This is a genomic window from Streptomyces caniscabiei (assembly GCF_014930365.1).
Taxonomy (GTDB): domain Bacteria; phylum Actinomycetota; class Actinomycetes; order Streptomycetales; family Streptomycetaceae; genus Streptomyces; species Streptomyces caniscabiei.
Map to the genome: position 1 here is coordinate 738923 of NZ_JABXWI010000003.1, position 24516 is coordinate 763438.

The 24516-nt window shown below is 71.4% G+C and carries 19 protein-coding genes; 5 read left to right on the forward strand and 14 right to left on the reverse strand.

Features of this window, described 5'->3' with window-relative positions:
* Nucleotides 1–154: 154 nt before the first annotated feature.
* From HW837_RS11385 to HW837_RS11405, 5 genes are all read right to left on the reverse strand, one after another.
* Complete coding sequence (locus HW837_RS11385; RefSeq protein WP_045561108.1) at nt 155–2167, reverse strand: ATP-dependent DNA helicase; 2013 nt, start codon at nt 2165–2167, stop codon at nt 155–157.
* Nucleotides 2168–2489: 322 nt separating this feature from the next.
* Nucleotides 2490–3227: a GNAT family N-acetyltransferase gene (locus tag HW837_RS11390; protein ID WP_193381281.1), complete on the reverse strand. Its 738-nt coding sequence runs from the start codon at nt 3225–3227 to the stop codon at nt 2490–2492.
* 135 nt (nt 3228–3362) lie between these two features.
* Entirely contained in the window at nt 3363–5270 is a 1908-nt protein-coding gene (locus HW837_RS11395; protein ID WP_256255081.1) for an IucA/IucC family protein, read from the reverse strand.
* Nucleotides 5271–6137: 867 nt separating this feature from the next.
* Nucleotides 6138–7640: a diaminobutyrate--2-oxoglutarate transaminase family protein gene (locus HW837_RS11400; protein WP_193381282.1), complete on the reverse strand. Its 1503-nt coding sequence runs from the start codon at nt 7638–7640 to the stop codon at nt 6138–6140.
* A gap of 276 nt (nt 7641–7916) precedes the next feature.
* Nucleotides 7917–8735, reverse strand: a complete 819-nt coding sequence (locus HW837_RS11405) for an SAM-dependent methyltransferase (RefSeq protein WP_045561111.1) — start codon at nt 8733–8735, stop codon at nt 7917–7919.
* A 455-nt stretch (nt 8736–9190) separates the two neighbouring features.
* Between HW837_RS11405 and HW837_RS11410 the strand changes: the two genes are divergently transcribed.
* Together HW837_RS11410 and HW837_RS11415 are read left to right on the forward strand one after the other, a co-directional pair.
* Complete coding sequence (locus tag HW837_RS11410) at nt 9191–10429, forward strand: trypsin-like serine peptidase (protein ID WP_193381283.1); 1239 nt, start codon at nt 9191–9193, stop codon at nt 10427–10429.
* 146 nt (nt 10430–10575) lie between these two features.
* Nucleotides 10576–11760, forward strand: coding sequence for a trypsin-like serine peptidase (locus HW837_RS11415; RefSeq protein WP_193381284.1), 1185 nt, complete (start codon nt 10576–10578; stop codon nt 11758–11760).
* Nucleotides 11761–11900: 140 nt separating this feature from the next.
* Here HW837_RS11415 and HW837_RS11420 read toward each other — a convergent pair whose 3' ends face one another.
* Nucleotides 11901–12143, reverse strand: coding sequence for a hypothetical protein (locus HW837_RS11420; protein WP_045561113.1), 243 nt, complete (start codon nt 12141–12143; stop codon nt 11901–11903).
* A 99-nt stretch (nt 12144–12242) separates the two neighbouring features.
* On the opposite strand from HW837_RS11420, the gene HW837_RS11425 reads away from it, so the two are divergent.
* On the forward strand, nt 12243–12545 hold the full coding sequence (locus tag HW837_RS11425) for a hypothetical protein (protein WP_193381285.1): 303 nt from the start codon (nt 12243–12245) through the stop codon (nt 12543–12545).
* Between the two features lie 228 nt (nt 12546–12773).
* Here HW837_RS11425 and hflX read toward each other — a convergent pair whose 3' ends face one another.
* The 6 genes from hflX to miaA form a co-directional block, all read right to left on the reverse strand.
* Nucleotides 12774–14273, reverse strand: coding sequence for a GTPase HflX (gene hflX / locus HW837_RS11430; RefSeq protein WP_045561115.1), 1500 nt, complete (start codon nt 14271–14273; stop codon nt 12774–12776).
* Between the two features lie 222 nt (nt 14274–14495).
* Entirely contained in the window at nt 14496–15977 is a 1482-nt protein-coding gene (locus HW837_RS11435; protein ID WP_045561116.1) for a M1 family metallopeptidase, read from the reverse strand.
* Between the two features lie 192 nt (nt 15978–16169).
* A complete protein-coding gene (locus HW837_RS11440; protein WP_193381286.1) occupies nt 16170–18338 on the reverse strand; it encodes a RelA/SpoT family protein in 2169 nt (722 codons plus the stop codon).
* Between the two features lie 296 nt (nt 18339–18634).
* Nucleotides 18635–19504 carry a diaminopimelate epimerase gene (gene dapF / locus HW837_RS11445; protein WP_193381287.1) on the reverse strand — a complete coding sequence of 290 codons (870 nt, stop codon included), beginning with the start codon at nt 19502–19504 and terminating at the stop codon, nt 18635–18637.
* Nucleotides 19505–19660: 156 nt separating this feature from the next.
* Nucleotides 19661–20191 carry a hypothetical protein gene (locus tag HW837_RS11450; protein WP_371271452.1) on the reverse strand — a complete coding sequence of 177 codons (531 nt, stop codon included), beginning with the start codon at nt 20189–20191 and terminating at the stop codon, nt 19661–19663.
* A 102-nt stretch (nt 20192–20293) separates the two neighbouring features.
* Nucleotides 20294–21232, reverse strand: coding sequence for a tRNA (adenosine(37)-N6)-dimethylallyltransferase MiaA (miaA, locus tag HW837_RS11455; RefSeq protein WP_045561120.1), 939 nt, complete (start codon nt 21230–21232; stop codon nt 20294–20296).
* A gap of 181 nt (nt 21233–21413) precedes the next feature.
* Here miaA and HW837_RS11460 point away from each other — a divergent pair, with 181 nt between their 5' ends.
* Nucleotides 21414–21701, forward strand: coding sequence for a hypothetical protein (locus HW837_RS11460; protein WP_045561121.1), 288 nt, complete (start codon nt 21414–21416; stop codon nt 21699–21701).
* Between the two features lie 23 nt (nt 21702–21724).
* Nucleotides 21725–22024 carry an antitoxin gene (locus tag HW837_RS11465; protein WP_193381288.1) on the forward strand — a complete coding sequence of 100 codons (300 nt, stop codon included), beginning with the start codon at nt 21725–21727 and terminating at the stop codon, nt 22022–22024.
* Between the two features lie 88 nt (nt 22025–22112).
* Here HW837_RS11465 and HW837_RS11470 read toward each other — a convergent pair whose 3' ends face one another.
* Nucleotides 22113–22814, reverse strand: a complete 702-nt coding sequence (locus HW837_RS11470) for a class III extradiol dioxygenase subunit B-like domain-containing protein (protein ID WP_045561123.1) — start codon at nt 22812–22814, stop codon at nt 22113–22115.
* A gap of 124 nt (nt 22815–22938) precedes the next feature.
* Entirely contained in the window at nt 22939–24432 is a 1494-nt protein-coding gene (gene miaB, locus HW837_RS11475) for a tRNA (N6-isopentenyl adenosine(37)-C2)-methylthiotransferase MiaB (RefSeq protein ID WP_256255080.1), read from the reverse strand.
* Between the last annotated feature and the right edge of the window lie 84 nt (nt 24433–24516).

Below are 24516 nucleotides of genomic sequence, written 5' to 3' on the forward strand. Positions count from 1 at the left end.
GCCCCTGATCCGGGCCCCGGAATCCACTGCGCCGGTTCCGGGGCCCTGGGCTGTCCAGGGCCGACCCGGCCATGCCGGGTCAGGTTCCGAGACCGCCGCGCGAAACGGCCGGTGGCCCCTCCCCGAACGATCGGGAGGGGCCACCGGCCGTCTGTCACGCCTCCGTCTTCTCCGCTTCTTCGTCTCTGGCCTTCTCCGCTTCCTTGTCCTTCGCCGCGCTGTCGATCGCGGAGAGCGACTTGCGGACCTGGTTGCGGTCCGTCGTGTACCAGAAGTCGGGCAGTGACGCCTTCAGATAGCTGCCGTACCGAGCGGTCGCCAGCCGCTGGTCCAGTACGGCGACCACGCCACGATCCCCCTGCGCACGTACGAGGCGGCCGGCGCCCTGGGCCATCAGGAGGGCCGCGTGGGTGGCGGCGACAGCCATGAAGCCGTTGCCGCCCGCCTCCTCGACGGCCTTCTGGCGAGCGCTCATCAGCGGGTCGTCGGGCCGTGGGAACGGGATCTTGTCCATCACGACCAGCTGACAGCTGGGACCCGGCACGTCCACGCCCTGCCAGAGCGAGAGGGTGCCGAAGAGACAGGTCTTCGGGTCGGCCGCGAAGCCCTTGATCAACTCGCCGAGCGTCTCCTCGCCCTGCAACAGGATCGGGTACTCGGGGATACGGAGGCGCAGCTCCTCCGCCGCCAGCTGGGCGGCCCGCATCGACGAGAACAGCCCGAGCGTCCGGCCGCCGGCCGCCTGGATCAGCTCCGTGAGCTCGTCCAGCATGTCCGCACGGTCGCCGTCCCGCGCGGGACGTGACAGATGCTTGGCGACATAGAGGATGCCCTGCCTCGGGTAGTCGAACGGCGACCCGACGTCCACGCCCTTCCACTGCGGCAGGTCGTCCCCCTGGGTGCCCTCGGGGGCCAGTCCCAGTGACGCCCCTACGCCGTTGAAGTCGCCGCCCAGCTTCAGCGTGGCGGAGGTCAGGGTGACCGAGCGGTCCGCGAAGAGCTTCTCCCGCAGGAGACCCGAGACGGACATCGGGGCGACGCGCAGGGACGCGCCGAAACGGTCATGGCGTTCGTACCAGACGACGTCCCACTCGGAGCCGTTGCTGATCCGCTCCGCCACGTCGTGCACGCTCTCCACGGCCGCCAGTGCCTGTTTACGGACGGCGTCCTCGTCCTGCACGGACTTGTCGCGGGTGCTGCCGATCGCCGAGATCACCGCGCGAGCGGCATCGCGCAGCGCCATCAGGACGTACGCCAGATCCTCGGGGATCTCCTCCAGCCGCCCCGGCAGAGCCAGCTCCATGACCCGCTCGAACCCCTCGGCGGCCGTCTGGAGCTGGTCCGCGACCTTCTCGTTCACGAGCTTCGCCGCCCGCTTCACGGCGCGGTTGACCTGGCCCGGCGTGAGCTCGCCGGTCGCCACGCCGGTCACCCGGGAGACGAGTTCGTGCGCCTCGTCCACGATCAGGACCTCGTGCTGCGGGAGCACCGGAGCGCCCTCGATGGCGTCGATCGCGAGCAGCGCGTGGTTGGTGACGACGACCTCGGCGAGCTTGGCCCGCTCCCTGGCCATCTCGGCGAAGCACTCGGCGCCGTACGCGCACTTCGTGGCGCCCAGGCATTCCCTGGACGACACCGAGATCTGCGCCCAGGCCCGGTCGGACACACCAGGGGTGAGGTCGTCCCGGTCGCCGGTCTCGGTCTCCTGCGACCAGTCCCGCAGCCGCAGCAGGTCCTGGCCCAGCTTGCTGCTGGGCGCGGCCGCCTCGAACTGGTCGAAGAGGCCCTCCTCCTCGTCCTGCGGCACGCCTTCGTTCAGCCGGTGCAGGCACATGTAGTTCGACCGGCCCTTGAGCATCGCGAACTCCGGGCGGCGGCGCAGGAGGGGGTGCAGCGCGTCCACCGTTCTCGGCAGGTCCCGCTCCACGAGCTGCCGCTGGAGGGCGAGGGTCGCCGTGGCGACGACGACACGCTCGCCCTGGGCGAGCGCGGGCACCAGGTAACCGAGGGACTTACCGGTGCCCGTGCCTGCCTGGACCAGCAGGTGGGAGCCGTCGTCGATCGCCTCCGCGACGGCTTCGGCCATGGTCACCTGGCCGGGGCGCTCCGTGCCGCCGACAGCGGTGACGGCGGCATGCAGGAGTTCGTGGAGTGAGGGCTTCGTCATAGCGCGACCACCCTACGGGGCACCACTGACAAACGGGTGATCGCGGCGGACGCGTGGGGTCTGGGAGGCGGGATCACGACGTGTTCTCTTCGACGGGGTGGGAGGGGTCTCGGGGAGCCCGGACAACGAGTTGGTTCGCTGGACATTGAATCGGTTCGCCGGAGATTGAGCCGTTTCGACCGGGAACCGGATCGGCTCGGGCGGTGTACCAGATATGACGGCATCACATCAGATCGACAGTAGGACCACTGCAGATCCACAGCAGATCCAGCTTGGACCCAGGTGGGGTCGCACGTCCCATCCAGGTCCGATCCAGGTGGGTCTACATCAGATCGCGCAGCAGCCGATCTCTGCACATGAGGGCGGCCCGCTTGTCGGGCAGGTCGACCTCCGCGGAGTACCGGAAGCCGGCGCTGAGGAACGCGGAGACGGAGGGAAAGTTGCGAAGGTCGGGTTCCGCGACGACGCGGGCACAGGAGGGTCTTCTGTCGAGGACGAGATCGGCGACGGCGCGGAGCAGGGTGGAGCCGAGACCGCGCCCCCGTTCGGCCACGGGTCCGATGAGCAGATGGATCCCGGTGTCGTGGGGGCGGGCGGGGTAGTGGCGGGCGAGGGGGTCGAGATCCGCCCGGTAGATCTCCCAATAGCTCAGCGGGGTGCCGTTCAGCAGTCCGAGGCAGGGCATGCTGCGGCCGTCTCCGCCGAGCTGGGTCCGTAGGTGGTGCGCGGTCACGTCCTCGGTGCCGCCGAGCTTCCAGTAGGAGTCCACGGCCGAGTCGTTCATCCACCGGGAGATCAGCGGTAGGTCCCGTTCGAGGCGCACCGGGACCAGGTGCAGGGTGCCTGCCGGAGTGACGACCGGCCCCCAGGTCGCGAGGTGGTCGAGCAACTCGCCATTGGCCGGGGGTTCCGTCTGACCTGCCTCGGTGCTGCCGCCGCAGGGGGCGGTGTCCTCGGACAAGAGCGCGAGGAAGTCGTCGGTCAGGCGCAGTTCGAGTGTGTCCTCGTTGCTGGGGGCCGAGGCAGTGCCGGTGTCGGTGCTCGCGTCGGTGGGAGGCACGGCGACGCTCCTCTCAGGAGATCGGGTGGGTCATGTTCCTCGGGGCTGAAGGGAGTCGAAGTACGCGGACGAGTGGGTCGCATGACGCGGACGAGGGGACCGGAAGGCTGCGCCGAGGCAGGGCGGAGTGGCCGGTCATGGGTGGAGGGGGTTGGTGACGGTGACGTAGACGGACTGGGTGTCGACCGGGCCGACGAGTTCGTCGAGGCCGTGGAGACGGGTCAGGAGGTTGGCCTTGCAGCGCAGGACGGGCGAGTCGAGCAGTCGGGCCGGCAGGGTGGTGTTCAGCCGGGCGGAGCCGGTGGCCACGTCGGTGAGAAAGCGACGGAAGGCGGCGAGAAGAACGCGCTCGTCGGCGAGACGCTGGGAGCCGAACGCGCCGATGAGACCCAGCACGTTGTTGATGCCGAGGTAGTAGGCGAACCGTTCGTCGGTGACCTCGTCGGCGACGAACGTGTCGCTGCGCTCGCCGATGCCGGGCAGCCGGGACCGGAGATCCGCCCGGCGGGATTCGCGGAAGTAGTAGCCCTGGTTGTCGCGGTACCGCCCGCCGATCGGCCAGCCGTCGGGGTCCAGGAGGACGAGCGTGTTCTGTTGGTGTGCTTCGAGAGCGATCCCGGCCTCGCTGTCGAGCCACAGCACGGGCCGCACGACCTGCTCCAGGTAACGCAGGAACCACTCGATGGCCACGGCGCCGCGGGGACGTCCTGTGCGCCCGGCAAGGCGGGTGACGACCTCCTGGAGCCGCGACCGCACGGCGAGAGGCTCTTCGTCGCCGGGATGGCGTTCGTCGTGAGGGTACGGCCTGGGTGACACGAGGCCGGCGACACAGGACGCGTCGTCCGCCGGGCCGAACGGGTTGTGGCGGATGACCACGTCCAAGCCCCCCACGGGGTCGCCGTCGGGTGCGGTGACCGCCAACCAGGCCGGGTCGCGGATGACATCGAACCCGGGGTGGACCGCCTGCCACTGCTCGGCCAGGCCGGTGCGCAGCAGGCGGTGCACCTCGACGCCGCGATGGAGTTCCTTGCGGAGGTTCTCGCGAAGGGAGTTGGTGATGCGCAGGCCGAGCGAGAGTTTCAGCATCGCGGGGGCACCGGTGCGGTGAACGGTGCGTACGGAGGAGGTGGGGTGCCAGGGGGCTCCGTGCGGACCCAGGTCGCGCAGCAGCCCGGCGTCGAGCAGAGCGGCAACGGCAGGACGGTGGCGGACCTCGCGAAGTTGCCAGGGGTGCATGGGCAGCGCGGTGAAACCGTCGGGCAACGGCAATGCCGGGCCGGCGAGCCTGGCGGTCAGCTGCCCGGCGGGGATGACACGGCCGCGCTCGGTCCACGCCGAGTCGGTCGACAGGACAGAGGGTGCGATCGCCATCCAGTGCAAGGGGAAGGAGCCACGCAACTCGGGTGAGTACAGCCGCTCTTCGGCCTCGGAGAGTCCATCTCTGCTCTTGGGGGTGGGGTGCAGGGGGTGGCCGAGGAGGAGGGACTGTTCGGCGGCCAGGAAACAGTCGGGGTCGTCGGCGGGTCGAGCTCGGCGCTCTGCGATGAACACGGCGACGCGGCGGGCGGAGTCGGCGACCCTGCCGATCAGGTCCGCTTGGTCACGCTGGAGGTGCCCGGTGGGCTGGGCGGGCCCGACGCGCTGGACGGTCCCGGTGCGCTGGGTGGGCTCGGCTGTGGGGTGGGGGTGGGGTGCTGTGCCTTGTGGGGCTCGTGTGGTCACTTCGCGGGCCAGGAGGGCGGCCAGTGTGACTGCGTCGACAGGGGGTGCGGTGTCAGGGGTGTCGGCGAGAAGGGGGAGGCCGAAGCGGTGCAGGCCGGTCGGGGACCAGTAGTGCACCGGGGCGAGGAGGGTCGTGCCGGTGGCGGGGAGGGGGATGGCGAGGATGCCGCCGTGGTCTTGGGGAGGGGTGAGGTCGTGTTCGCGTACCCAGCAGCGCAGGAGGTTCTCGACCGCTGCCGCCTGGGCGGCGGTGTGTGGGTCGGGGTGGTTCAGGGGGTCGGCGTCGAGGCCGGGGGCGGGCCAGGCTTCGGTGGCCCGGATGTCGTGGGTGACGGGGCGAGGGGTGGGCCGACCGCGCTCATGGCTTGGCTCAGTCGGAATGTGGGGAAGCGCGGATCGGCGAGGAGGTCGCTGGGTGGGGTGCGGGAGCCGCACGGGCCCGCCAGAGCGGGGGCCGGCTGGGCGCTGCGACAGCTCGACCGGGCTGGACCCCGACCCCAGAAGATCGGAACTCCGCTCGACCTGGCGGGGCAACGCCTCGCTCTGGCTGGGTCCAGGCTGGTCCTCGCTGGGGGCAAGCTGCTCGTGGCTGGGCGGCCCAGGCTCGTCTTCGCTGGGCCCGAGATGCCCCAGGCTGAGCCCTGGCTCGTCCTGGCTGGGTCCATGCCCCTGACTGGGCACCGGCTCATGCTCGCTGGGCACCGGCCCGTCCTCGCTGAGCCCGAGCTGATCCTGGCTGGGCCCGAGCCGGTCCTGGTCGGGCCCAAGTTGACCTTCGCTGGGTCCAGGCGGTTGCGGCGAGCGGCCCACGAGCCGCCGCACGGCGGGCACGTCGGCCAGGGCGTCCGTGGGCGACGGCTGTTCCGGCTCGCTCCGGCCGGGCGATGGTTCAGGGCGGCCAGGGGGTGGTTCGGCACTGAACTGGCCGGGGGACCGGAGGGTTTCGGCTTCCGGGGCCTGGTTGTGGGAGGGGGCCCCGGGGGCGGGCGGCGGGTTCACGGCGGTTCCTGGGGTTGCTCGTGCGGGAGGGCAGTCGCGGGTCTGTGCGGGCGAGCGGGGGCGGGGCTGGTGCGGAAGGGGTGGAGTGCGGTGTCGGACGGGCTTGCCGGGCGGTGGTGGGGCGGTGCCCTGGGTGCGGGGTTGGTGCGGGCGTGGCGGGGTGGGCGGCTGCTCGGGTGGGGGTGGTGGTCATCCACCCGAGCTGCGTGTGGGGCCTCCGGCGCGGGCGAGGGGCGGGGGTGCTGCGACTCGCGCCGATGCCGTGGCCGCCACCGAGGCGATCGCGTCCGTCAGACGGTCGAGCACGGCGTTCGTCTGTTCGTCGGTGATCGTGAGGGGCGGGAGGAGGCGTACGACACCGGCGTGGCGGCCGCCGAGATCCACGATCAGGCCTCGGCGAAGGCATTCGCGCTGGACCGCGGTGGCGAGGGAGGGCGCGGGAGGAGGCGGGCCGTGGTCGTCGGAGCCGGGGGGTGCGTCCGGGGTGACCATCTCGATGCCGATCATCAGCCCTCGTCCCCGGACGTCACCGACACAGGCGAAGCGCTGGGTGAGGGGGCGGAGTTGGGCGAGGATGCGGGCGCCCAGGGTCTCGGCGCGTTGGGCGAGGCCGTTCTCGCGGACGTGGGCGAGGGTGGCGGCGCCCGCGGCCATGGCGAGCTGGTTGCCGCGGAAGGTGCCCGCGTGGGTGCCGGGCCGCCATACGTCGAGGTCGTCGCGGTGGACCACGACGGCGAGTGGCAGGCTGCCGCCGATGGCCTGGGACAGGATCATGACGTCGGGGACGACGCCGCTGTGCTCGACGGCCCAGAAGCGTCCGGTGCGTCCCACTCCTGTCCGGACCTCGTCGGCGATCAGCGGGATCGCGCGTGCGGCGGTGATCGCGCGCATACGGCGCAGCCAGCCGTCCGGCGCGGGGAGGACACCGCCCTCGCCCTGGACGGGTTCGAGGATCATGCCGGCGGGCAGTGGTGCTCCGGAATCGGCGTCGTCGAGGAGGGACTCGGTCCAGCGGGCGGCGAGTTCGGCACCCCGTTCGCCGCCGATACCGAACGGGCAGCGGTAGTCCTGCGGGTAGGGCAGGCGGGCCGACCGGAGGTCGCGGGCGGCTGCGGACGTTTCCAGAGGCCCGGTGGTCGGGCCGGCGTGGGCGCCGGTGAAGGCGAGCAGGCCGGAGCGTCCGGTCGCGGCCCGGACCAGGTTGCAGGCGACGTCGACGGCTTCTGCGCCCGAGGGGCCGCAGAAGCGGACGCGGGCGCGGGCGGCGAGTTCTGGCGGCAGCGTGCGGAGGAGTTCGCTGGTGAAGGCGTCTTTGGCCGGGGTGGCGACGTCGAGGACGTGGAGGGGAGCGCCCGAGTCGAGCGCTTTGCGGATCGCCGCGAGGACGACGGGATGGTTGTGGCCGAGGGCAAGGGTGCCCGCGCCGGAGAGACAGTCGAGGTAGCGGCGGCCGTCGGCGTCCTCGATGGTCAGCCCGCGTGCGCGTACGGGCACGACGGGAAGGGACCGCGCATAGGTGCGTGCGGCCGAGTCGCGGGCGGCCTGTGGTCGTGGGATCCCCCTGTGCCCCGACCCCACCGCACGCGCCCTGTCGTGCTCCCGTCGTGGGCGCGCCCGTTCGCTCTCGGGTCCCGAACGCGCACGCTCGGGCTCACGCCCCACCGGCGCCACAGCAGACTCGGTCACCGCCACTGCTGCACTTCCTCCCACGGCTCATCAGAGGCAAGTCGGCAGGGGTCACCGAACACCGGCGGGTCCCCCGCACGTACCAACGACGCGACCGGTACGGGGAAGCGGGTAGGACGAAAATCTGTGCCTCGACACAGAGGCTGCCGGTTCGGTCCGATCCGTCTCTGTCCCGTCCCGTTCCGCCTCTGTCCCGTCGCCGTCCCTCCGGCTGAGCCACGGGCGGTGCCACTGCGGCCGGGCCACCGCGGTCGTGGACTGGGGCCGGGCTCCCGCCGTGGGTTACCGCTTCCGTCCGACGCCGCCGAAGTGCGTGACGTCAACGTCCTCGTCGCCGGCTTCGGGGCGCCAGCGGGAGCAGGAGACGATGCCCGGGTGCAGGACCTCGACGTCGCCGAAGAGGCGCACCAGGTCGGCATGGCTGCGCAGGGTCATCGGCGCCGAGCCCTGTCCGTTCCAGTAGTCGACGGCCTGGATCATCGCTTCACCGTCGACCTCGGTGGTGGGATGCGAGATGACGAGGTGGCTGCCGGACGGTACGGCGTCCACGAGCCGCTGTACCACGGCGACCGCTTCGTCGGTGTCCATGACGAAGTTCAGGACGCCGAGCATGGTGATCGCGATCGGTTGATCGAAGTCGAGGGTGGTCGCGGCGCCCCTGAGGATCGTGTCGGGGTCGTGGACGTCGGCGTCTATGTAGTCGGTGGCGCCCTCCGGCGTGCTGTTGAGCAGAGCGTGGGCATGCGCGAGGACGATCGGGTCGTTGTCGACATAGACGATCTTGCACGCCGAGTCGACGCGCTGGGCGACCTCGTGGGTGTTGTCCGCGGTGGGCAGACCGGTGCCGATGTCCAGGAACTGCCGGATGCCCGCCTCCTCGGCCAGACAGCGGACCGAGCGGGCCAGGAAGCGGCGGTCGGCTATGGCGGAGCGGGGAAGCTCGGGCACGAAGCCGAGGATCTGGTCGCCGACCTCCTCGTCGACCTCGTAGTGGTCCTTGCCTCCCAACCAGTAGTTCCAGATCCGCGCGGAATGGCTGACGTTCGTGCGGATCGGGTTGGTGCGTGCGCCACTTTCGTCCCGGCGGGAGGGGTCGGACATGCGGTGCGGTCTCCTTCGAAACATGAGCGACGAGTTCCGTCCCCAACCTAGGCACAGTCGTTCAACTACCGCAGGAGAAAGGCCATTTGACCAGATCGGTCGCCGCCCCACGTGACTGCGGAGAGGAGGCGGACGGCCGCCAAGGCATACACCCAGGACACGTGGCCGTGCTTGGTTCCGCGTACGCGTCGGCTCGTAGCGAAACCGTTGCCGTTCCATCGGATGTCCCCCACAACGACCGCATAGTGTGTGGTGCCGTTCCGAAGGACGCGGCTCGGTGGCTGACACCAGGCCGGGGACGGCACTGCTTACGCAGTACGTACGAAGAAACAGAGGTGCGGAGCCGCGCGAATGCCGTGTCGGCTACGTATCAAGGAGGCGGCCGGCGCGCGGAGGAGTCGCGCACTGTCCGTTTCGGCACCACAGACTCTTACGCCCCAGGGGGAGTTCAGACCATGCGACCCATACGACCGCTCTTCGCCGCTCGTCGTGGGAGGAGCACGCGCCGCACGACTCCCCCCGTTCTGGCCGCGGTCGGCCTGGCCACGGTTCTGTCGTTGACCGCCACCGCGTGCGGCTCGGGTGACACGACGGCGAACGCGGATGCGTCGGCGTCGGCGTCCGCGCAGGACAGCGGCAGCGGGGGCGACGGCAAGATCAGGATCCCGGACGACATCAAGGACAGGCTCAAGGAACACGGGATCGACCTCGACAAGTGGCGGGGCGGGGCCTGGAAGAACTGGGACAAGGACGACTGGCTGCGCGAGGCCGAGGACTACGTCAACCCGATCATCAAGGATCTGTGGGACCCGGACCGGATGCGGGACGCCGAGGAGCCGGAGAAGGAGGTCGACGAGGGCGACCTCACCGGCGACCAGGGCGTGACCGACCCGACGCCGGAGTCCGTCGACGCGAAGGCGGTGGCGGCGCAGTACCACGCCAACGTGCCGGAGGCGGGCAAGGTGTTCTTCGACGCGCCCGAGGGCACGATGGTCTGCTCGGCGACGGTGGTGCAGGACCCTGCCAACCCGGGCAAGTCCAACCTCGTGTGGACGGCCGGTCACTGTGTGCACGCCGGCAAGTCGGGCGGCTGGTACCGGAACATCGCGTTCGTGCCCTCGTACAACGACAGTGCCATGGCGGCGTCGGAGTTGCGGACGGCCACGAAGGAAGAGGTCGCTCCGTACGGCGTCTGGTGGGGTGACTGGGCGCAGACCTCGGACCAGTGGATCGAGCAGGGCGGCCAGACGGGCGGGGACGGGGCGCCGTACGACTTCGCGGTGATCCATGTGACGCCGGAGGAGGGCAGCGGGGGCAAGTCGCTGGAGGAGATGGTCGGTTCGGCGCTGCCGGTGGACTTCGACGCGCCCCCCGTGGCGCAGGTGGAGAGCATCACTGCGACCGGGTACCCCGCTGGAGCTCCGTACGACGGCGAGACGATGTACCAGTGCACGGACAAGCCGGGGCGGCTCTCGCTCGTCGCGTCCGACCCGACGATGTACCGCATCGGCTGCTCGATGACGGGTGGCTCGTCCGGTGGTGGCTGGGTGGCGACCGGTTCGAACGGCGAGCCCGCATTGGTGTCCAACACCTCCATCGGCCCGGTGAGCGCCGGTTGGCTGGCGGGGCCGCGGCTGGGCAAGGAGGCCCAGGGCGTGTACCGGGCGGTGAGTGACAAGTTCGCGTCGCAGTGACGTCCGGCTGATCAGATGGTGCCGCCCCGGGAGGGGCGGTGCCGGGGCGGCGCGCGGAAATTCCAGTCGCGCGCCCTCCGCCCGTCCCCCAGCGCCCCCGCATAGTGGGCGTGACACACGGATTGTTCCGACGGGGGTCGAGGACCATGCGTTTCTCACAGCGGCGTCACCAACTGCTCGCCGCCATCGGACTCGTCGCGGCTCTCGCTCTGGCATCGACCGCCTGCGGGTCGGGCGAGGGCGGGGCGGGAGACAAACCCGGTGCCGCCGAGTCACGCACCGCCGACAGAGACGGTGACGGCATCCCTGACGTCCTCGCCGACAGGCTCGCGGAGCACGGTGTGGACGTCGGGGACTGGAAGGACGGCGGCTGGCAGGACTGGGACCAGGACCGGTGGCTCAGCGAGGCGCAGGACTTCGTCAACCCGGTGATCGAGGGCCTCTGGGACGCGGAGCGGATGCGCGGGGCCGGGGATCCGGGCAAGACCGTCGCGACACAGGACGCCTCCGCCGAACGGGGTGTCAGCGACCCGGCCCCGGCGCCGGTCGAGGCCACGGCGGAGAAGACGCCGTACCACGAGCACGCCGGCCCGGTCGGGAAGATCTTCTTCGACTCCCCCGAGGGCGCGATGGTCTGTTCGGGGACGGTCGTCTCGGATGTGAACCATCCGGGCGAGTCCAACCTCGTGTGGACCGCAGGTCACTGTGTGCACGCCGGAAGCGGGGGCGGCTGGTACCGGAACATCGTCTTCGTCCCGGCCTACAACGACCTCGGCAGGTCCGAGGAAGAGCTGGCCGGGGGCGCTACCGCCGCCGAGGAGATCGCCCCGTTCGGCCAGTGGTGGGCGGACTGGGCCGCGACCTCGGACCAGTGGATCGCGGGCGGGTCGGAGGAGGGCGGTGCGGGCGCCCCGTACGACTACGCGGTGCTGCATGTACGGCCCGAGTCGGGCGCGATGTCCTTGGAGGAGACGGTCGGAGCGGCCCTGGACGTGGACTTCTCCGCGCCGTCCGTGTCCGAGGCCGCGACGATGGGTGCCTGGGGCTACCCGGCGGCGCCGCCGTACAACGGGCTCACCATGTTCCGGTGCATCGACAGGCCGGGGCGGTTGTCCCTCGACGCGTCGCTGCCGACGATGTACCGCATCGGCTGCACCATGACGGGCGGTTCGTCCGGCGGTGGTTGGTTCCGCATGGTCGGAGGCGAGCCCCGGCTCGTGTCGAACACGTCGATCGGCCCGGCCGACAACACCTGGCTCGCGGGACCGCAGCTGGGCGAGGCGGCCAGGGCGTTGTACGACGAGATGAGCAGCGCGTCCGGCGGTCGGTGAGCCCGTACGGCTGTGGATGAGCCCGTACGGCTGTGGATGAGCCCGTACGGCTGTGGATGAGCCCATACGGCGGTGGATGAGCCCATACGGCGGTGGGTGAGCCCGTACGCCGGTCGGTCGGGGCGCGTCCGGGGTGGCGGTCACGCTGCCGCGGTGTTCCGGCCGGCGGTCGGATCCCGCAGTCGGTCCGCATGGCCGACCAGTCGGTCGAGTGCCCGGGGCAGGTGTTCCTCGGCTCCGGGGCGGAGCATGGCCGTGTGCGGGATGATCACGGAGGCCTCGTGCAGCCGGGTGCTGTGCGGTAACCGGGCCCGGCGGGTGTCGATGGCCTCCCAGTACTCCTGGGAGAGGCGGTGCCGGGGTTTGCTGTGCGGCAGATACACGGGCGAGGAGTCGAGGGGGCGACAGCAGGCCTCGACGGGAACGCGTAGTTCGCCCGCGAGTACGCCACCGACCCGGACTTCTGGACCGACTTCGGGACCGTGTCCGGCCTCGACGGGGACCGACGCCCGCTGGATCTCACCGATCCGGACGACGCGAAGGTGTGGGAGGCACGGCGCAAGGAGTTCGTCCGCTTCTACACCGTGCGGGCGGGCGGCTCGTACAGCCTCGGCTGCCACGACGAGTGGAACATCTTCGTCCGGCTCAACCGGGCACGGGCCGACCATCCCGCCTACGGCCCCGGTGAACTGATCGCCGCCTACTACGGCGGACGCGCCCGCTCGATGGCCGAGAGCGAGCTGGAGACCTCCCCCGGCTACGAGGTCAAGGAGAAGACCGCGTAGCGCGGGGGACGGACGGGGGTGTGCGGGGGCACCAAGCGGCCGGTGCCCCCGCACATACCGAAGGCCCGCCCCTCGGCGGAAGGGGCGGGCCTTCGGGTACATCTACGCGAACCGGCGGTGGCCGGACAGTCAGCTCGACCACCGGACCGCCCGACCAGGCCCGACCGATCGCCGGCCTCTCGACCGTCCGACCAAACAGCGTCCCGACCGTTCGTCCCGGCCCGACCGTCAGGCCGTAGTCGTCGACGGCACGTACGGTGCCAGGTCGGCCGCCAGTTCCTCGTGCACCCGGGCCTTGAGCAGGGTGCCCTCCGGGGTGTGCTCCTCGGAGATCACCTCGCCCTCGGTGTGGGCACGGGCGACGAGCTTGCCGTGGGTGTACGGCACGAGCGCCTCGATCTCGACCGAGGGGCGCGGCAGTTCGTCGTCGATGAGGGCGAGCAGTTCCTCGATGCCCTGGCCGGAGCGGGCCGAGACCGCGATGGAGCGCTTCTCGATCCGCAGCAGCCGCTGGAGCGTCAGCGGGTCGGCCGCGTCCGCCTTGTTGATCACCACGATCTCGGGCACCTTCGTGGCGCCCACGTCACGGATGACCTCGCGCACGGCGGCCAGCTGCTCCTCCGGGTCGGGGTGCGAACCGTCGACCACGTGCAGGATCAGGTCGGAGTCGCCGACCTCCTCCATCGTGGAGCGGAACGCCTCGACCAGGTGGTGCGGCAGGTGGCGTACGAAGCCGACGGTGTCCGCCAGCGTGTACAGCCGCCCGCTCGGGGTCTCGGCCCGGCGCACGGTCGGGTCGAGGGTCGCGAACAGGGCGTTCTCGACCAGGACGCCCGCGCCCGTGAGCCGGTTGAGCAGGGAGGACTTGCCGGCGTTGGTGTATCCCGCGATGGCGACCGAGGGCACCTTGTTCCGGCGGCGCTCCTGGCGCTTGATCTCGCGGCCGGTCTTCATCTCCGCGATCTCCCGGCGCATCTTCGCCATCTTCTCGCGGATCCGGCGCCGGTCCGTCTCGATCTTGGTCTCACCGGGACCACGGGTGGCGAGGCCGCCGCCCTTGCCGCCGCCCATCTGACGGGACAGCGACTGACCCCAGCCTCGCAGCCTCGGCAACATGTACTGCATCTGCGCGAGCGCCACCTGCGCCTTGCCCTCCCGGGACTTGGCGTGCTGGGCGAAGATGTCGAGGATCAGGGCTGTACGGTCGATGACCTTGACCTTGACGACGTCTTCGAGATGGATGAGCTGGCCCGGGCTCAGCTCACCGTCGCAGATGACGGTGTCCGCACCCGACTCGATGACGATGTCCCGCAGCTCGTTGGCCTTGCCGGAGCCGATGTAGGTGGCCGCGTCCGGCTTGTCGCGGCGCTGGATCACGCCGTCGAGCACGAGCGCGCCCGCGGTCTCCGCGAGGGCGGCCAGCTCGGCCAGCGAGTTCTCCGCGTCCCGCGAGGTTCCCGTGGTCCAGACACCGACGAGCACGACGCGCTCCAGGCGGAGCTGTCGGTACTCGACCTCGGTGACGTCCTCGAGCTCGGTGGAGAGGCCCGCTACGCGGCGCAGGGCCGCGCGGTCGGAGCGGTCGAACTGGTCGCCGTCCCGCTCTCCGTCGATCTCGAAGCTCCAGGCGACGTCCTCTTCCATCAGGGCATCGGCCCGAAGACCTTCGGGGTTGTTCTGCGCGAAGGCGCGCTGCGCGGCCTGGGAAGGGGAAGAAGAGGAGGTCATTGGGTCCTTACGTCGATGGGGGATACCGAGGGCGACGGATCGTCACGGATCTCGAGCTGTTCGTCACAGATCCCGATCCGTCACCGGTGACAACGCCCGGGGCCGCCCGGGGATTCCCGGGGCCCGCCGTCGTCGACCCGATGATGGTCGCACGGTACGCCCCGTCTCGTCACCCGGGTTATTTCCATTCCGCACGGGGGGGCACACCCGTGCGGATTCCGGTCATCGCCGGGCCTGGACCTCCACCGGGGCCGACGTCCAGTCGGGGTGCCCCGGCATGGGCGGTGTCCGCACCTCGTAGAGCCAGGCGTGGAAGAAATCGCCCAGGTCGCGTCCGGCGATCCGGGAGGCGAGGTCCTGGAAGTCGGCGGTGGACGCGACGCCGTCCCGGTGGACGGTCACCCAGGCCCGCTGCAGCAGGGCGAAGGCGGGGGCGCCGATCTCCTGGCGCAGGGCGTAGAGGAAGAGGGCGGCGCCGTCGTAGACGTTCGCGCGGAAGATGCCGATCTTCTGACCGTTCTTGGGCTTCTTGGGCGCGGCCGGGGGGCCTCCGGCGGCGCGCCAGCGGTCGGAGGCCGCGTACGCGGCCTTCATGCGCGCCGCCATGGGACGGCCGGCGGTCTCCTCGGCGTACAGGGCCTCGTACCAGGTGGCGTGTCCCTCGTTCAGCCACAGGTCGGACCAGGTGCGGGGGCTGACGCTGTTGCCGAACCACTGGTGGGCCAGCTCATGGACCATGATCGACTCGACGTACCACCGGGGGTACTCGGGCCGGACGAACAGCGCCCGCTCGAAGAGCGACAGTGTCTGTGTCTCCAACTCGAACCCGGTCTGCGCCTCGGCGATCAGCACCCCGTACGTCTCGAACGGGTAGCGGCCGACCTTGCCCTCCATCCACTCGATCTGGGCGGGGGTCTTCGCGAGCCACGGTTCGAGCTTCTCGCGGTCCTTGGCGGGGACCACGTCGCGCACCGGCAGGCGGTGGGGTCCGGTCCGGCGCAGGACGGCGGAGCGGCCGATGGAGACCTGGGCCAGCTCGGTGGCCATGGGGTGCTGGGTGCGGTATGTCCAGGTGGTGGTGCCGGCGGCGCGGTCGGTGCCGGTGGCGAGGCCGTTGGCGACGGCCGTGTAGCCGTCGGGGACGGTGACGCGGACGGTGAACATGGCCTTGTCGGAGGGGTGGTCGTTGCAGGGGAAGACGACGTGCGCCGCGTCCGCCTGGTTGGCCATCGCCAGTCCGTCGGCGGTCCGTACCCAGCCGCCCTCCGTGTCGCCGGTGTAGACCGGGTCGCTGGTGTGCCGCACGGTGATGCGTGTCCGGCTCCCCTCGGGCAGCGGCTCCCGGGGCGTGATCACCAGGTCCTCGCCCGCGCCGGTGAAGGCGGCGGGCGCCCCGTCGACCTCGACGGAGTCGACCTTGCCGTGGGCGAAGTCGAGGTTGATCCGCTCCAGCGGGGAGGTCGTCAGGGCGTCGATGGTGGTGACGGCGGTGAGCGGCCGGCTGTTGCTGCCGGGGTAGGTGAGGTCGAGGTCGTACGACCGCACGTCGTACCCCGGGTTGCCGAGGTGCGGGAAGAGCCGGTCGCCGACGCCCAGGGGGACGGCGGGGGACGGGGCGCTCGCGGCGATCAGGCAGACGGAGACGGCGGAGGCGAGCAGCGCGGCCTGGACGCGGCGGCTCCGGGGGCGTGAGGTGAGCGGCATGGACCACCGCTACCAGCGCGCTCCCGCTCCGCGCGGCCGACGCGCAGCGGGCCCACCCGAACGAGCGGCTCACGGTCCTCCGAGCCGCCCGTCGAGCCGCCCGTCCGCCCAGCCGCCCCCGCCCCGTTGAGCGGCCCCCGTCCGTTGAGCCGCCCCCCGTGCGCCGAGCCGTCCCCGCCCGTCCAGCTCGGCTCAGTGGGCGGCCACCGTCTGGTGCTGGGCCCGGCCCACGTCGTACACGCCGGCCACGTTCCGCATGGCGCGCATCAGCGCGGGGAGGTGGGCGGCGTCCGGGAGTTGCAGCGTGTAGGTGTGGCGGACGCGCTGCTGGGTCGGGGGTTCGACGGTGGCGGTGACGATGTCGACGCCTTCGAGGGCGATGGCCTCGGTGAGGTCGGCGAGCAGATGGGGGCGCTGGAAGGACTCGGCGACGAGGGTGACCCGGAACTCGGTGGTGTCGCCCCAGCGCACGGCGATCTCGGGGCGCCCGAGCCCCTTCATCCGTGTCACGGCGGCGCATTCGACGCGGTGCACGGTCACCACTCCCCCGCGCACGGCGAACCCGGTGACCTCGTCGGGCGGTACGGGGGTGCAGCAGCCGGCGAGCCGGACGGTCGCCTCGGGCCGGTCGACGACGACCACGGCGCCGACGGAGTCGGAGTCGGAGGTGGCGGGCTCGTCGAGGGCGGGGCGCAGGGCGGGCGTCTCTTCCTTGCGGGCGCTCTCGCGCTCCTCGTGCTCGTCGGCGGCGGATGACGGGTGAGTGGCGAGCCAGCGCTGGATGGCGATGCGCGCGGCGGGCGTGTGGGCGTGCTCCAGCCACTCTCTGGAGGGCTCGGAGGCCGGGTCCTGGCCCATCAGGAGCTGGACGGTGTCGCCGTCCTTCAGGACCGTGCTGAGCGTCGCCAGACGGCCGTTGACGCGGGCGCCGATACAGGCGTGGGCGTCCTCGCCGTACTGCGCGTACGCCGCGTCCACGCAACTGGCGCCCTCGGGGAGCCCCAACGTGCCCCCGTCGGGCCGGAACACGGTGATCTCCCGGTCCTGGGCGAGGTCCTCGCGCAGGGTCGACCAGAACATGTCGGCGTCCGGGGCCGCCTCCTGCCAGTCGAGGAGCCGGGAGAGCCAGCCGGGGCGGGTGGGGTCGATGCGCTCCCCCTCGCCGTCGGTCCGCCGTCCCTCGGGCTGTTCCTCCGCGGGAGCGGCGTACGGATTGCCGAGCGCGACCACACCGGCCTCGGCGGCCTGGTGCATCCGATGGGTGCGGATGAGGACCTCGGCGACCTGGCCGTCGCCGCGTGCGACGGCGGTGTGCAGCGACTGGTACAGGTTGAACTTCGGTACGGCGATGAAGTCCTTGAACTCCGAGACCACGGGCGTGAGGCAGGTGTGCAGTTCGCCGAGGACGGCGTAGCAGTCGGCGTCCTCGCCGACGAGGACCAGGATCCGGCCGAAGTCGGTGCCGCGCAGCCGTCCGCGTTTCCGGGAGACGCGGTGCAGGGAGACGAAGTGGCGCGGCCTGATGAGGACTTCGGCCTGGATGCCCGCCTCGCGCAGGACGCCGCGGACCTCGTCGGCGATCTCGGCGAGCGGGTCGGTGTCCTGTGCGGCGTTGTCCGCGATGAGTTCGCGGGTGTGGGCGTACTCCTCGGGGTGCAGGATCGCGAAGACGAGGTCCTCCAGCTCCGTCTTGAGCGCCTGCACGCCGAGTCGTTCGGCGAGCGGGATCAGGACGTCCCGGGTGACCTTGGCGATGCGTTCCTGCTTCTCGGGGCGCATCACGCCGAGGGTGCGCATGTTGTGCAGCCGGTCGGCGAGTTTGATCGACATCACGCGGACGTCGTTGCCCGTGGCGACGAGCATCTTGCGGAAGGTCTCGGGCTCGGCGGCGGCGCCGTAGTCGACCTTCTCCAGCTTGGTGACGCCGTCGACGATGAAGCACACCTCCTCGCCGAACTCCTCGCGCACCTGATCGAGGGTCACATCGGTGTCCTCGACGGTGTCGTGGAGCAGAGAGGCCGTCAGGGTCGTGGTCTCCGCGCCCAGTTCGGCGAGGATCAGCGTCACGGCGAGCGGGTGGGTGATGTACGGCTCACCGCTCTTGCGCATCTGGCCGCGGTGCGAGGACTCGGCGAGGACGTACGCCCGGCGCAACGGCTCCAGGTCGGCGTCGGGATGGTGGGCGCGGTGCGCCTCGGCGACATGGCTGATCGCGTCGGGCAACCGGTCGCGGGTCGTCGGGCCCAGGAGTGCGGCGCGGCCCAGACGGCGCAGGTCGATTCGAGGTCGGCCCTTCCTGCGGTGCGCTGGTGGCGGCGCAGGGGCGGGCGATACGGCGGGGTTCGTGGCCTCCGCGCTCATGGGCACCTCCGGCTGCGTGGACCGGCGGACGGGTGCCCCAGGGCGTGCGGCGGCTCAGGGATCGTGTCGTTCCCCCGTCCGTGCCGGTGCTTGATGCTACCGAGCCCATCACGCCCGTCCGACCGCCTCTCGCCGAGCGTGAAACGGATCACCCATTCGAGCGAAGGTCCTGAGGTTTACGGTTTCGAGCCACCCCACTTGGGTGCGCCATGGATTCGCATCTCTGCACACATGGTGGGCTTGGATCCCTACGGCGCCAGCGCCCCAGACACCTCGATCTGAAGCCCTATCACATCTCAACGCACCGCGTTTTCCAGCCACTTGGCGTCGATCTCGCCCTCGGCGACGATCACCGCGGGGCCGGTCATCTCGATCTCGCCGTCGGGCCGTTCGGTGATCACCAGCGTGCCGCCGGGCACGTCGACGGTGTAGGTGGCCGGGGTTCCCGTGACCGCCGGGTCGGCGCCGTCGCGCCGGGCGGTGGCCACGGCGACGGCGCACGCGCCGGTGCCGCAGGAGCGGGTCTCGCCGGAGCCGCGCTCATGGACGCGCATCGCCACGTGACGGGGGCCCCGGTCGACCACGAACTCGACGTTGACGCCGTTCGGGTAGGCGGAGGCGGGGCTGAAGGGGGGCGCGGCGAGGAGATCGCCGGCGTCCGCGAGGTCGTCGACGAACGCCACCGCGTGCGGGTTGCCCATGTTGACGTTACGCGCGGGCCAGCTCTGCTCGCCGACGCTCACCGTCACGTCGCCCTCGGGGAGGCGGGCGCTGCCCATGCCGACGGTGACGTCGCCGTCCTTGTCGATGTGGACCTTCTTCAGGCCCCCGCGCGTGGCGACGGTGAGGTCGCCCTCGCTGATGTGCCCGGCGTGCAGGAGGTAGCGCGCGAAGACCCGGACGCCGTTGCCGCACATCTCCGCGATCGAGCCGTCGCCGTTGCGGTAGTCCATGAACCACTCCGCCTCGGCGGCCAGCGTCCGCGCCTCGGGGTGGGCGGCGGACCGGACGACGTGCAGCACGCCGTCGGCACCGATGCCCGCGCGGCGGTCGCACAGGGCGGCGACGGCGGCCGGGGAGAGGTCGATGGCGTTCTCGGGGTCCGGGACGATCACGAAGTCGTTCTCGGTCCCGTGCCCCTTGAGGAAGGCGATCCGCGTGCTCATGCCCCGATCGTACGGGAGCGCTCCGCTCGGAAGGCTGCGGGCCAGCTTGCGGTTGGGGGGTCCGCGCGGGTGGGTCGTGGCTGGTCGCGCCCACGCGGCGGAGCCGCATGTCGACACAGCCCCGCGCCCCTTGCGGGGCGCTCCGTACGCGGCGCTCTAGCGGAGTCGCGCCACTCGCCAGACGGCCAGGAAGGCGACCGCGGCGACGACCAGGGCGTAGGCGAGGACGAGGCGCCAGTCGGGGCGGCGGCCGGAGCCGCGGGCGGGCAGCCCGGGCCACGTGTAACCGACGCGACGGGCGGCCATCATGCCCCAGCCGGCCGCGGTGGCGCAGATCAGCAGGCCGAGCATGGCGACCACGGCGCCGCCGTCCCCGAACTCGAAGGCGAGCGGGAAGGCGAACATCAGGGAGCCGACCGCGCCGAGGCCCACGATCGGGGCGAGCTGCCAGAGCCGCAGCCTGCGCTGGGGGCGCAGCTCGACCTCGACCTCCGGCCCGGTCATCTCGTCCGGTTCCGGTCCGTCGTCGCTTACGCCGTCGGGACTCTCGTCCTCCGGCCCGTCAGGGCTCAGCGGATCACCTTCGGAATCCAGTGCGTACCCCTCGGTAACCAGCTGGTCCGCGTCCTGCGCGGCGCCCTGCTCCGTGCTTTGTGCGGTGTCGCGAGGGCCGGCCTCCATCGCCACGCGCCCTCCCAACTCGGACTCCACTTGGTCGATCGAAGCTCGATGATGGCACGCTCCCGCGAGCCCGGATGACCGCCGGGGCGACCCGATGCCATGACGTGATCAGGCTGTGACCGGTCGTTCGACCAACGCCAGTGCGAGCTGCGGGAGTTCCGTCAGGTCGGCGAGCCCCCCCTTGAGCCAATGCACCCGCGGGTCACGCCTGAACCATGAATCCTGGCGGCGCGCGAAGCGCTTGGTGGCACGCACGGTCTCGGCACGCGCCTCGTCCATGGTGCACTGTCCGGCGAGTGCCGCGAGGACCTGCTGGTAGCCGAGCGCGCGCGACGCCGTACGCCCCTCACGCAACCCCTGCGCCTCCAGCGCGCGCACTTCTTCGACCAGTCCGGCGTCCCACATGCGGTCGACGCGGCGGGCGATCCGCTCGTCGAGTTCGGGCCGTGCCACGTCGACGCCGATCTGGACGGTGTCGTAGACCGCGTCATGGCCCGGCAGGTTCGCCGTGAACGGCTTTCCGGTGATCTCGATCACTTCGAGAGCGCGGACGATGCGGCGGCCGTTGCTGGGCAGGATGGCGTGGGCGGCCTCGGGGTCGGCGGCGGCGAGCCGGGCGTGCAGCGCGCCGGAGCCGCGCAGGGTCAGCTCCTCCTCCAGCCGGGCGCGGATCTCGGGATCGGTCCCGGGGAACTCCAGGTTGTCGACGGCGCCCCGGACGTACAGCCCGGAGCCGCCCACCAGGATCGGCCAGCGGCCGTCGGCGAGCAGGGCGTCGATGCGGGCGCGGGCGAGCCGCTGGTACTCGGCGACGCTGGCGGCGGCCGTGACGTCCCAGATGTCCAGCAGATGGTGCGGGACTCCGCGACGCTCCTCGGGGGTCAGCTTGGCGGTGCCGATGTCCATCCCCCGGTAGAGCTGCATGGAGTCGGCGTTGACGACCTCGCCGCCGAGGCGCTGCGCCAGAAAGACGCCCAGATCGGACTTTCCGGCCGCGGTGGGTCCGACGACGGCGATGACCCGCGAAGGGGGAACTGCGTTGCTCACCGCCCCAGTCTCGCAAATCCCGGGGCCGGTTCTCGAACGAGCTACGTGACGCGGGAGGGCCGGAGTCGTTGCGTGTTGCGTGTTCGCAGCGCCGGTTTCGAGTACCGGCGACCCGGATGACGCAATCGGACGCTCCGGGAGAGGGCGGGAATTAGCCCGCATGATTAGCATTGAGGTTGATATGGGCGTTTTCTCACTGTTCCGTCGTAAGGCGAAGGACACGGACGAGGCCGCCGTGACGGCGCCCGAGCCGGACGCCGGGACGGAGGCGAAGGAGCCGGAGGAGGCGAAGGGAGCCACCGAGGCCGCCCGCCCGGAGGCCGGGAGCACGTCCGAGGCCGAGCCGAAGGACGACGCGGCCGAGCCGGCGGCGGAGACCGTCGACGCGGCGGACGACGTGGAGATCCCGAAGCAGCAGACGGCCGAGCAGGCGGCGGACAACGAGTCCAGTGAGAACGCCCGCAAGTGACTGCCCGCGCGGGAAGGTGAATCATGCACCTGCTGGATAACCTGAAGACCAAACTCTCCCCGGCCAGGGACAGGGTCGCGCACCTCGCACAGAAACACGAGGGCAAGATCCAGCACGGTCTCGACAAGGCCGCGCACACGGTCGACCGGAAGACCAAGGGCAAGTACAGCGACAGGATCCAGTCGGGCACGGGCAGGGCGAAGCACGCCATGGACCGACTCGCGCACCACGACGGCGATCACACCCCGCCGTCCCCGGGTGGCAGCACCACACCCCCGGCCCCGGGCGGCGGCACCGCACCCCCGCCGCCGCCCGCTTCTTGAACACACGTATCGTCGGACGGCCGCGGAGCCTCTCGCTCCCGGCCGTCCGCCCTGCGCGGCCCGCACCGACCGGTCCGCCGTTCCCCGGCTACGACCAGGCGGCCACCAGATAGCCCACGCCGTACGGCGCGTCGTCGTAGAGCAGGCTGCCGGCCAGGTCCGCGCCCGCCGCGGCGCCCGCGAGGATCTGCCAGGGGGCGCGACCGGAGGCCTGCAGTTCGCGGGCGAGCCCGGTGTCCAGCGCCCGCAGAGCCTCGATGTCGGCGTCGGCGAGCGCGCGAGCCACCTCCGCGTCGAAACCGGCCGCGCGGTCGTCCAGGTACCCCGGTGCCTTCAGCGTGCGGCACGCGCTCGCGTCGCCCATCACCAGCAGAGCCACCCGCCCGGCCGACGCGGCGATGTCCCCTCCGACTTGGACACACCGCTCGGCACTGATCGGTTCCGCCACCCCGAGCCCCTCCATGGGGGCGTCGGCCCAGCCCGTGCGGTCCAGCAGCCAGGCGGCGACGGCGAGGGAGGCCGGCAGCCGGACCCCCGTCCCGCCCCCGTGTCCCAGGCGGACGTCGAGGTCCACACCGAAGCCCCGGAACGAGCCCCCCGAACCTTCCGGACACGACGCGTCCTCCGCTGCGGGGCCGACCACCACCAGCCGGTCCGGCCGGGCGGCGGCGAGCACCCCGAGGGCGTCCGCGCACGCGTCCCGCGCGGCATCCAGCTCGGGCGCGGCCCCGGCGGCGACCTCGGGCACGAGCAGCGGCGGACAGGGGCAGACGGCGGCGGCGACAAGCATGGAGCGCAGGGTAACTTCCGCAGCCCGGGGGTGCCCCGTCAGGGGCGCGGGGAACTGTGCGAACAACCCCCACACACCGGCAGCCCGCGAACAACCGGACGGACCGAGCTCAACCCGCTACTCGCTACTGAGAAACCCCACACCCACCGGTGGTCGCCGGCAGCGGCTCCGGAGCCCCGATCTTCGGCAACCCCAGCATCACCCCGCCCGCCCTCTCCGCCGGAAGGGCCTGACGCTTCTCCCAGGCGTCGCCCGCCCGCGTCCGCCGTACGTCCAGGACCGCGCCCTCCGCCAGCAGGTGGTGCGGCGCGGCGTAGGTGATCTCGACGGTCACCACGTCGCCGGGGCGGACCTCCTGGTCCGGCTTGGTGAAGTGGACGAGGCGGTTGTCGGGGGCACGGCCGGAGAGGCGGTGGGTGGCGCCGTCCTTGCGGCCCTCGCCCTCGGCGACCATCAGCTCCAGGGTGCGGCCGACCTGCTTCTTGTTCTCCTCCCAGGAGATCTCCTCCTGGAGGGCTACGAGGCGCTCGTAGCGGGCCTGCACGACCGCCTTGGGGATCTGGTCCTCCATGGTGGCGGCGGGGGTGCCGGGGCGCTTGGAGTACTGGAAGGTGAACGCCTGCGTGAAGCGGGCCTCGCGGACCACGTGCATGGTCTGCTCGAAGTCCTCCTCGGTCTCGCCGGGGAAGCCCACGATGATGTCGGTGGTGATGGCCGCGTGCGGGATGGACGCGCGGACCTTCTCGATGATCCCGAGGTAGCGCTCCTGGCGGTACGAGCGGCGCATCGCCTTGAGGACCGTGTCCGAGCCGGACTGGAGCGGCATGTGCAGCTGCGGCATCACGTTCGGCGTCTCGGCCATGGCGGCGATCACGTCGTCGGTGAAGTCGCGCGGGTGGGGCGAGGTGAAGCGGACGCGCTCCAGGCCCTCGATCTGCCCGCAGGCCCGCAGCAGTTTGCTGAACGCCTCGCGGTCGCCGATGTCGGAGCCGTACGCGTTCACGTTCTGGCCGAGCAGGGTGATCTCGGAGACGCCCTCGCCGACCAGGGCCTCGATCTCGGCGAGGATGTCGCCGGTGCGGCGGTCCTTCTCCTTGCCGCGCAGGGCCGGGACGATGCAGAACGTGCAGGTGTTGTTGCAGCCGACGGAGATGGAGACCCAGGCGGCGTAGGCGCTCTCGCGGCGGGTCGGCAGTGTGGAGGGGAAGGCCTCCAGGGACTCGGCGATCTCGACCTGGGCCTCGTCCTGGACGCGGGCGCGCTCCAGCAGGACGGGCAGCTTGCCGATGTTGTGCGTGCCGAAGACGACGTCGACCCAGGGCGCCTTCTTGACGATGGTGTCCCGGTCCTTCTGGGCCAGGCAGCCGCCGACGGCGATCTGCATGCCGGGGCGGGCGGTCTTCATCGGGGCGAGGCGGCCGAGGTTGCCGTAGAGGCGGTTGTCGGCGTTCTCCCGTACGGCGCAGGTGTTGAAGACCACGACGTCCGCGTTGCCCTCGCCCGCGTCCTCGGGGGCGCGGACGTATCCGGCGTCCTCCAGGAGACCGGACAGACGTTCGGAGTCATGGACGTTCATCTGACATCCATACGTACGCACTTCGTATGTCTTGACGTCCACTGCCTGACTCCGGTCGCTGCTGTTGGTCACTCCGTAAGCCTAAGGCAGCGCCCGGGGGGCCCTCGTCCCCCGGGCGCCGCGGTC